General features: G+C 62.8%; 6 protein-coding genes. 3 read left to right on the top strand and 3 right to left on the bottom strand.

Features of this window, described 5'->3' with window-relative positions; all coding sequences use genetic code 11:
* Nucleotides 1-62: 62 nt before the first annotated feature.
* Nucleotides 63-989, bottom strand: coding sequence for a carbon-nitrogen hydrolase family protein (locus tag HX815_RS31025; protein WP_177029467.1), 927 nt, complete (start codon nucleotides 987-989; stop codon nucleotides 63-65).
* 92 nt (nucleotides 990-1,081) lie between these two features.
* Here HX815_RS31025 and HX815_RS31020 point away from each other — a divergent pair, with 92 nt between their 5' ends.
* Nucleotides 1,082-1,999, top strand: a complete 918-nt coding sequence (locus tag HX815_RS31020) for a LysR substrate-binding domain-containing protein (protein ID WP_087694394.1) — start codon at nucleotides 1,082-1,084, stop codon at nucleotides 1,997-1,999.
* On the opposite strand, the gene HX815_RS31015 is transcribed toward HX815_RS31020, so the two are convergent.
* Nucleotides 1,974-2,225, bottom strand: coding sequence for a hypothetical protein (locus tag HX815_RS31015; protein WP_003217960.1), 252 nt, complete (start codon nucleotides 2,223-2,225; stop codon nucleotides 1,974-1,976). The two genes, HX815_RS31020 and HX815_RS31015, sit on opposite strands and share 26 nt — an antisense overlap.
* A 175-nt stretch (nucleotides 2,226-2,400) precedes the next feature.
* On the opposite strand from HX815_RS31015, the gene HX815_RS31010 reads away from it, so the two are divergent.
* A complete protein-coding gene (locus HX815_RS31010) occupies nucleotides 2,401-2,721 on the top strand; it encodes a YqjD family protein (RefSeq protein WP_003217958.1) in 321 nt (106 codons plus the stop codon).
* A 40-nt stretch (nucleotides 2,722-2,761) separates the two neighbouring features.
* On the opposite strand, the gene HX815_RS31005 is transcribed toward HX815_RS31010, so the two are convergent.
* The gene (locus tag HX815_RS31005; protein ID WP_177029466.1) at nucleotides 2,762-3,799 is read right to left on the bottom strand and encodes an Ldh family oxidoreductase; all 1,038 of its coding nucleotides are present in this window, start codon (nucleotides 3,797-3,799) and stop codon (nucleotides 2,762-2,764) included.
* Nucleotides 3,800-3,969: 170 nt separating this feature from the next.
* Between HX815_RS31005 and HX815_RS31000 the strand changes: the two genes are divergently transcribed.
* Complete coding sequence (locus tag HX815_RS31000) at nucleotides 3,970-9,084, top strand: dermonecrotic toxin domain-containing protein (RefSeq protein WP_177029465.1); 5,115 nt, start codon at nucleotides 3,970-3,972, stop codon at nucleotides 9,082-9,084.
* The last annotated feature ends 28 nt before the right edge of the window (nucleotides 9,085-9,112 follow it).

Below are 9,112 nucleotides of genomic sequence, written 5' to 3'. Positions count from 1 at the left end.
AAAAGTGACCCGCTGTAAGAGCGGAACCATAAGCCGCCGTTACCGAAGAAACGGATATGTACTCAGTCAACAATAAACCGCACCCCCGCCCTAACCCGCTCATCCACGGTCAATTCGAAAATATCCGGCCGGGCATAATGCCCAACCACATCATAGTCATACCGCGCCCGCACCAAATCATCCGTATCAATCCGCGCCACCAGCAACCCCGCCCCACCGAGCAATGGCCCGGCAAGAACGTCCCCCATGGGCCCGACGACCACACTGCCCCCCGCGATCAGAGGCCGATCCACCGGCCAGTTCGCCACCTCCACGCCCAACGCCTGGGGTGACGCCTGCACCTGACACGCACTCACCACAAAACACCGCCCCTCATGGGCAATATGCCGCATGCTCACCTGCCACATTTCCCGCTCATCCACCGTCGGCGCGCACCACACTTCCACACCCTTGGCGTACATCGCGGTGCGCAACAACGGCATCATGTTCTCCCAGCACACGGCGCCGCCGATGCGCCCTACCGCGGCATCAACCACCGGCAACGTCGAACCATCACCCTTGCCCCAGATCAGCCGCTCAGTGCCGGTAGGCATCAATTTGCGATGCCTGGCCACCAACCCGCCCACCGGTTCGAAATACAGCACCGTGCAATACAACGTGCTGCCACTGCGCTCAATCACACCCAACACCAGGCTCGCCCCGGTGCGCGCCGACAAGCCGGCCAGCGCTTCGGTCTCCACACCCGGCACATCAATCGCATTGGCAAAATACCGCGCAAAGGCCTCGCGCCCTTCAGGCAGGCGATACCCCAGCTGGGTGCCGAAGCCTTCACCTTTGGGATAACCCCCGAGCAACGCTTCCGGCATCACCACCAGTTGCGCACCGCTGCGCAGGATTTCGTCCTCGTAGGACAGGATCTGTTCCAGGGTCTCAGCCTTGCCACCCGGCAAGGAACCGATTTGCAGCGCAGCCACGGTAGAAACAGGCATCACGATCACTCCGTATCAATGGGGGTTGCCCATTCTCCGGCCAGCGGCAATCATGAATAAAGCCCGCTTCGCTGCTAACTGATATGAGCCATATGAATATCGCCAACGTCGATCTCAACCTGCTGAAAACCTTCGAGGCCCTGCACGACGAATCCAGTGCCAGCCGTGCCGCCCTGCGCCTTGGCGTCACGCAGTCGGCGATCAGTGCAGCCCTGCGCCGCTTGCGCGATGTGTACGGCGATCAGTTGTTCGTGCGTACCGGCCGGGGCCTGGCGCCCACCTTGCGGGCCAATCAGTTGAAGCCGGTGATCAGCGAAGCCCTGGATCGCTGCCGCCAGAGCCTGGCGATGGTGGATCCCCTGGGCAATCACTATCAGGGTCGTTCGGTGGTGGTGGGGTTATCGGATGATTTCGAAATCGCCTACGGCCGGCGGCTGATTGAAGAGATTGCCCGGCGTGCGCCAAAGCTGCGGTTGATGTTCCGCCAGACCCACAGCCAGATCGTTGCCGACGCCCTGCTCGACCGCAGCCTGGACCTGGCAATCACCGCCGGCGGGTTTGCAGAGCGCCGGTTGAGCCGGCAGGTATTGGGGGAAGGCCATTACGCGTGCCTGGTGGACCCCGACAGCCTGGCGCCGGGACAACAGGCCATCGACCTCGACGAGTTCGTCAGGCGCGAGCATGTGCTGGTGTCATCCGGCGGGTTTATCGGGATCACCGACGAGGGCCTGGCCGCGCAGGGGCTGAGCCGCCACGTAGGTGCCTCGACCACACACTTCGCGGCGCTGCCGTTCCTGCTCAAGGGCAGCCAGGCGGTGGCGACCATCCCCGGCCATGCGGCCCAGGCCATCGCGCAGATGACCGGACTGAGGGAGCTGCCTTGCCCGCTGGCGCTGCCGCGTTACCCGGTGGAGCTGGGCTGGCGCACCCAGGCGCAACTGGATCCGTTGCTGCTCAAGGTGCGCGAGGCAATCGAGGCTTGTTTTACTTCGCCGCCATCAGGCGATTGACTTCACTGCGCACCATGTTCGAGAACTCCGGTGGTGACATGCCGTCCAGTTCTGCACGCACCCATTCGGCCCATTTGCCCTTGCGCTTGGCGCGTTCGCCAAACAGGCGGGCGGCCTCGCCCTTGGCCTTGCCCAGGTTGCTTTGCCAGAGGTCGTAGAGACGGGACTTTTCATCTTCCAGCGCGGCGCGCTCGGCGAGGGGCTTGTTGGCCAGATTGAAGCTCATGTTGAATTACCTGCTGCACAAATAGGTGACATCTTACACTGTAGGTTGAAATTTCCTGGCCTGGATTTCTCCTAAGCTGACCACAGGAAAAAAACTGCAACTTTTGCCCGCTTCAAACACTCCATTCTTCATCAAGCGCATTCATTGCCACATTCACCCGCAAGGAGTTAACCCAATGGCTCGCAAATCTGCCGCCCAAGCCGTCGAAGACCAAATCAAGGACCAAGCCTTCAGTGAGCTGACCGCACTGATCGAAGAATCGGACAAGCTGCTCAAAAGCAGCGCGTCACTGGTGGGGGAAGAAGGTGAAACCCTGCGTGAACAGGTCGCCATCAAGCTCAAGCAGGCGCTGGACTCGGTGTCCAACGTGCGCGAGCGCAGCAAGCCGGTGGTGGATGCCACCGAAACCTATATCGGTGGCCACCCATGGCAGACCGTGGCGATTTCCGCCGGGTTTGGCCTGGTAGTCGGCCTGTTGCTGGGCCGCCGCAACTGATCTGATGCAACGGCTGCGCCCTCCCCGGGCGCAGCTCGCTTCACGCCTGTGCCAACACCCGCAACCGACTCAATTCCTGCGTTTCGATCTCGATCCCGCCTGCCTGCGACTTCGCCCGTGTGCGATGGCGCCGATCCCCCGGCAAACGCCGCAACCCTGCCGCATGCATCTGTCGCACCAGCTCCTGGCTGCGCTCGGCGAAGCTCTGCCCGGCGGTCTTGCTCGGGTCGATCACGATCAGCAGTTGGCCGGTCCATGGGGTGCGAGCGCCGGGGTGATCGGACCAGTTGAACTCAAACGAGAAGTTACCGCCCGTGAGGGCCGCGGCCAGCAGCTCGACCATCATCGACAGGGCCGACCCCTTGTGCCCGCCAAACGGCAGCAGCGCGCCGCCTTCGAGGATCGCCTTGGGGTCCTGGGTCGGTTGGCCGAGGCTGTCCACGCCCATGCCGGGTGGCAGGCGTTCGCCCTTGCGCGCGGCAATCTGTACGTCGCCATGGGCGATAGCGCTGGTGGCCAGGTCAAACACGATCGGCAGGCCATCGGCGCGGGGCGCGGCGAAGGCAATGGGGTTGGTGCCGAACAGCGGGCGGTCGGCGCCGTGGGGCACCACGCAGGTCATGCTGTTGACCACGCTCAAGGCCACCAGGCCTTCTTCAGCAAAAGGCTCGACATCCGGCCAAAGCGCCGCGAAGTGGTGGGAATTATGGATCGCCAGCAAGGCAATCCCGGCACTGCGGGCCTTTTCCACCAACAGCGCACGGGCGGCTTGGAGTGCGGGCTGGGCGAAGCCGTTAGCCGCATCCACCCGCACAAACCCGCTGGCCACATCCTCGACCACCGGCACCGCCTTGCCGTTGACCCAGCCACTGGCCAGGGTCGAGACGTAACCGGGAATACGGAATACACCGTGGCTGTGGGCACCGTCGCGCTCGGCGCTGGCGCAGTTCTCGGCCAGCACCTGGGCCACATCGGCCGACGTACCGTGGCGGACAAACACCTGGCGCAGCAGGTCGGTCAATTGCGCATAACTGAGTCGCTCTGATGAAGACTCGACATCCAAAGGCGATGCAGACATCTGAAGCTCCCGTTTAATTATTGGAATGGGCAACAGCGTACAAGAATCGGTCCGTCGATTAGACAGGGTTTGCCCCATGGCTGTCGACAGGGAGCGCCAGACATATCTAGCCCCTCGTGGCGCCAGGCCTGGATAGGTTGCAGGCACGCAACTCTTCAAGGATCAGGATGATGAGCCACACCCCTCTCCCGTATTTTTTCCCCGAAGCCATGCGCGTGGGCTGGAGGGCGCTGGACCGTGAGCGCCAGCTGAACATCGACAGCAGGGACATCGAGTTTCTCGGCAAGGTGTTTTTTGCCAGCGATGCAGGCCGTCGCCAACAGTCGCCGCCAATGATCGCGCAGCGCATCTGGTTGAATAAAAGCACTGCCAATGCCGTCGAACTGGCCGGCAGCTTCATGATGAGTTCAACCAGCGCCTACCCACATGCCTGGCTCTACACCCCGTACGGCGGCCTGGAAAAATTCGACAGCCCCGCCCACTTGCTGACAGCACTGACCGAGCGCTTGAAAACCCCGGACAGCGCCACGCAACTGCTGTACTTCCTGCCCTTGCAGCAACAACCATCGCCGCTACTCGACAACCGACTGGTGCTGACACCGGAGGCCATGCTCGACGACGTATTGGGTGAACAGGAAAAAACCCTCAGGCGCTATCAGGAGAATAATCGCCAGGCGCTGCTGGCGGCGTTGAAACAGTTGCCCGCCCTCGGCGCCCTGCTTTCAAAACTGCTCGAAAGCGTCTGCCGCCCACTGTTCCCCGGGCTCAGCCCCGGCGAAGCCCACGTGAGTTTTTTCGCCATACAGCCCGTTGGGCACACGGTGCCTCGCTGGCTCGACTCGCTGCAACTCAATGACGCGGTGCTGTTGTACTACCGTGAACAAGCCTGGCCCGCCGGGCAAACCCGGGAGTTCTTCCACCCCAAGCGGCCTGCCGACGCCAAGGCCCGCGACACGCAGCGTTGGGAAACCGCGATCAAACAAGCAGCCGGCCAACTGATCCCGTTCCTGCACAGTGCACTGGAGACGTTCTGGAACAGCGAGATCGCACCGGGCGTGTCGCGTCGGGCCTGGTTCGCCCGGGCCATGGCCGCCAATGCGCAACTGGATCTGCTGTTCAAGCGCCAGCAATCCATCATCAGTCCGGAGCAAAGCCGCGCATTGGCAGCGCTGTACTCTTCCCGGGGTAACGAGGCCCCCCCGAACAGCCAGACGCTGCGCGTCGAGAACGTACGGATCTGGGAGCAGCCGAGCAACGCCGTCGAGCTGGCCAGCACCTTGATGATCGGCAATTCGCAGACCTTTCTCTACACCCCCGAGAAGGGCCTGCAGGTGCTCGGGACCTACGACGACCTGATGGACACCCTCAAGGCCATGGTCAAGGCGCCAGGCTATGAAGACGACCTCTACAACCTGATGTCCCTGGAGGAGCGGGCGCTGTTTGTGGGGTTCAAGACGCCGCAGTTTTCCGGTACTCCCATCGCCGGCAATCTGTTTGAGCAGGTGCTCGAAACCATCATCGGCAAGCAGCAACAGAACCTACGCTACGCACTCGACCTGTACCGACGCACCCGCGCCGGCATTGACCCCTCGGCCTTGCTCGACTACGCGCTGGATGTGCGGTACATGATCGACAGCCACCTCCCGGGCCTGGATACCGCGGGACGCTGGACGCCTCATTCGGTACTGGCCGACCCGACTCGCCCGGTGTCGCTGGCCGCCGAACGTGCCGCCCTGCTGCAAAAGCAGATGACCGATATCCAGGACACGCTGGCAACCCAGGTGCGAGCGCAACCCACATTGGCCAACACCGTCAATCAGGCGCTCACCGCCGAGTTCAACCGCCGCGGCTTGGCTGGCCACGATCCCGGCAAGATCTACGTCAATCGCTACGCCGCCAGCGCAAGCGCGACACCCGCCACTGCGCCCCTGGAAAGCCAGAGCCTGCGCAGTTACTTTCTTGCGCGCCTGATACACAAGCGCGGGCCGATTCCGCAAACGCCGCACTATGGCCTTTACGCCAGCCAGGGCGATGGGGCTGTCACACCGCTGGGCGGCCTGGACATAGCGCAAGCCAACGCGGCGCTCGATGCCGCACTGGTCAAGTTTCATCACTCCAACATTGCCGATATTCCCCGCGAATACCTGGAACAGCTCAAGGCGCCGATGGCCCATGCGATGGCGGTGGCGATCCAGGGCGAAGCCAGGCTCAGGCGCCTCAACAACAGCCTGGACGCCCGAGATGAGTCAATCGTGCAAACGGTGTTTGATCTTCAACACCCTGATCGCCGCCGGCGCCAGGGCCTGGGTGGATTCATCCCGGATGCCTATGCGTTGACCGTCGAACCCGAGGGCCTGACGCAACGGGTGCCCCTGGCGCATTGCTTGATGCTCACCGAACGCGGTGGCCTGGCCCCGTCCCACTCAGGCCGGGCCGTGCTGTGGACGCCGGCGCGCGGCCTGGAGAGTTTCGCCAATGTCAGCCAGTTGCAGACAGAACTGCAACGACGACTGGCCGCCCCGGACCTTCGCAGGCAGCTACTGGCCAATCTCGACCCGCGCTATCTCAAACCGCACCAGGCCTGCGCACTCGGTCAGTTCATGCTGATCAACGGCGCGGTCGCACAGCACTGCCAGCAGTCCTGGATTGATCATTACCGGGCACAACGGGCTCACTGCCTCACCCTGACGCTCTCAGGGGACACCTTGCTGAAGCGTCTCGGGGGGCTGGAAAAGGCCTTGCCGGCCAACGACCTGGGCCATGCCTCACAAATCGCCCAGACCTTCATGGCACAACAATCACTGCCCGCCTGGCTGGGGATGGCGTCTGTCAGCCAACAGCGTCGCCATGTCGAAATCCTTGAGCAATACCGCCACAGCCTCACGGATGACAAGGACTACCTTGACGATTTCCTGCCGCTGCCAGCGTATCTCGGCAGCAAGCTCATCGACTTGTTGCAGCCCTATGACGTGCGCCCGCAAGACGTCTACATCCTGCCCAAGCTGGTATTGGCCGGCCAGCGGCAGAACCTGGTGGACTACGCCCTCAATCACGTCAGCCAGCAAGCTGCTGCATTCGATGTCGAGTCCACAGCCGCCGGCCTGACACCTGCTGTGGTGCGCCAGATCCTCGCGCGCCTGCCCCTCAAGCAGGACCACCAGGCTTGCCTGGTCGAAAAACTCACCCCGGGCAAGCCCGGCGCAGACGTGCGGGAGCGCCGGTTTATTCGGCAACTGCCCTGGCAACTGTTGCAAAATGCCCACGCGCTGAGGCTGCAGGAACTGTTATCACCCGCGGGCCTGAGCCTGGTCGAACAGGTCCTCGACATGCCGGACGCGCTCGCCCGCGCAGCGGTCGAGCGCGCGACCTCGACAGTGCGTCCGCTGGAGTTGATCGCCACGGCGGGGGCCCGGTCCATCAAGGCCCTTGGGGTCTACTTGATCAGTGCCGTCGAAAGCACTCCGCTGGTGATGTATGCGCCCTATGGGCCGCAACAGGCGTTCCAGGAGTTCGACAACGAGGCGGATTTGATTCGCCGGCTCAACCTGCCCGGCCCCTTGCAGGACTGGGTGATCGGTCGCCTGCCAGAGGCTGAGCAAGCCACGTATAGACACCTCTGGGCCAGCACGGTCGGGGGAACCTCGGAAATCACCTTGGGGGCCAATCCGATCAAGGGCCACGCGCTCAAGCAGTTGTACCGCGACAACATCGGATTGATCTCGAACCTGTTTGAACAGCAATCCCAGGCCAACGGCCGGTCAGCCTGGGACACCCTCAAAGCCTTGTTCAGCAGCGGACTGCAGCACGCGCAGGCGTTGCTGCCGGGCAAGCTGATGGTGCCGCTGGTGATCTGGCAAAGTTACAAACTGTTCCAGGCCTCTGCCGAAGACTTGCAGCAACACCGCTGGCGCGAGGCGCTGCAAACCTTCATCGGCGGTGTCGCGCAAATGGCTTCGATCCGCGCATTGATGGATGAACCCTCGACACCAGGCACCGCCCCCGCGCAACCCGCGCCGACGCAAACGGCCAGTGCCTGGCACGACATCGACGTCACCGCCCGGGCCCGAACCCGGCTGCAAGCGTACGAAGCCTGCGACATCAGCCTGGAGGGCCTGACGGCAGGCAACACGGGCGTCTACACAGCGACGGACAACCGGCATTACCTGCCGTGCGCAGGCAAGGTCTACCGCGCCAGGCAGGTCGAAGGCCATTGGCGGCTTTTCAGTGCACGGTCCAAAGGACCGTTTGTGCGCCTGGATGCCAACCGCAAATGGACCCTGGACCAGGGCGCATCGGTTCGCCGCCACGGCCCCGGATGGAGTGCAATGATGGACCGCCGTGAGGTGCGGACAGCCGTGGACCAGGTGATGAACGTCGAGGCCCGCGGCCTGGCCGAGATTCGGCGTGTGTCGCCCTCCAGGGCCCAGGCGATCGTCGAGGCACTGGACCTGGCAACCTTCTACCTGCACAACTGCCAGCAGAACCTGAAGCTGCTCGACCACCAGTATCCGCCCGTGACCCGGGTGCATCGCTTTATCAACCGCTTCTTCGGCATCCCGATAGACGCCGACACCGGCCCGGCCAAGTTTCCGGAAGCCCTCGCGCAAAAACTCATGGACACGGTGACCGCCCTCCTCGATGAGGCGCTGGAGCCGACACTCTACTCGCTCAATTCCCGGCGTTTCGTCTCCGGTGCGCATATTGCCGAACCCGAACGGCACTGGGCGTTTACCATCGACGGCGACCCGGATCGACGCATTTACCTCACTGAAAACTTCTTCAACCCGCCTACGGCCGATTTCGAAGGGCGCCTGATCAATCACTTCGACCAAAGAGCCCATGCCCGCGCGGCCACCTTGATTCATGAGTTGACTCATATCGTGAGCAATACCGCCGACGTCGCCTACCTCAATTCCACATCACCTTTTTCCGACCTGATCGAGGTACAGACCCAGGCCGGTCGCGATCTTCAGGACTGGCTGCGCAACGTGCAGGAGAATGCGTACTCGATCAACACGCCTGTTGGGCAATTGTTCAAATCAACGGACGCGTGGGGGCCTACCGGATTCGACCTGGGGACCGACCCGGAAGATGACTACATCAAGCAGCAGATTCTTGCCACGACCGGAGGCGTGGACTTGAGCAACGCGCGGGGAATTTTCAAAACCAACCTGACGCGGCGGTTCAACACACAGATGGATAACGCCGACTCACTGACCTTGCTGATCACCACCCTGGGGCGCCAGCTGGACCCCGTGCCTTCGATTGCCGAAGCCACACCGTAACAGACAGGGTGCGGGCCGAACGCCCGCA

The organism is Pseudomonas sp. E6002 (genome assembly GCF_013385565.1).
Classification (GTDB): Bacteria; Pseudomonadota; Gammaproteobacteria; order Pseudomonadales; family Pseudomonadaceae; genus Aquipseudomonas.
This window is presented reverse-complemented; position numbering and strand designations above follow the sequence as displayed.

What these genes read in the sequence shown, in the direction of transcription:
- HX815_RS31000 (WP_177029465.1), top strand. Translation starts at nt 3,970, where the DNA reads ATGAGCCACACCCCTCTCCCGTATTTTTTCCCCGAAGCCATGCGCGTG.
- HX815_RS31005 (WP_177029466.1), bottom strand. Translation starts at nt 3,799, where the DNA reads ATGTCTGCATCGCCTTTGGATGTCGAGTCTTCATCAGAGCGACTCAGT.
- HX815_RS31025 (WP_177029467.1), bottom strand. Translation starts at nt 989, where the DNA reads ATGCCTGTTTCTACCGTGGCTGCGCTGCAAATCGGTTCCTTGCCGGGT.
- HX815_RS31010 (WP_003217958.1), top strand. Translation starts at nt 2,401, where the DNA reads ATGGCTCGCAAATCTGCCGCCCAAGCCGTCGAAGACCAAATCAAGGAC.
- HX815_RS31015 (WP_003217960.1), bottom strand. Translation starts at nt 2,225, where the DNA reads ATGAGCTTCAATCTGGCCAACAAGCCCCTCGCCGAGCGCGCCGCGCTG.
- HX815_RS31020 (WP_087694394.1), top strand. Translation starts at nt 1,082, where the DNA reads ATGAATATCGCCAACGTCGATCTCAACCTGCTGAAAACCTTCGAGGCC.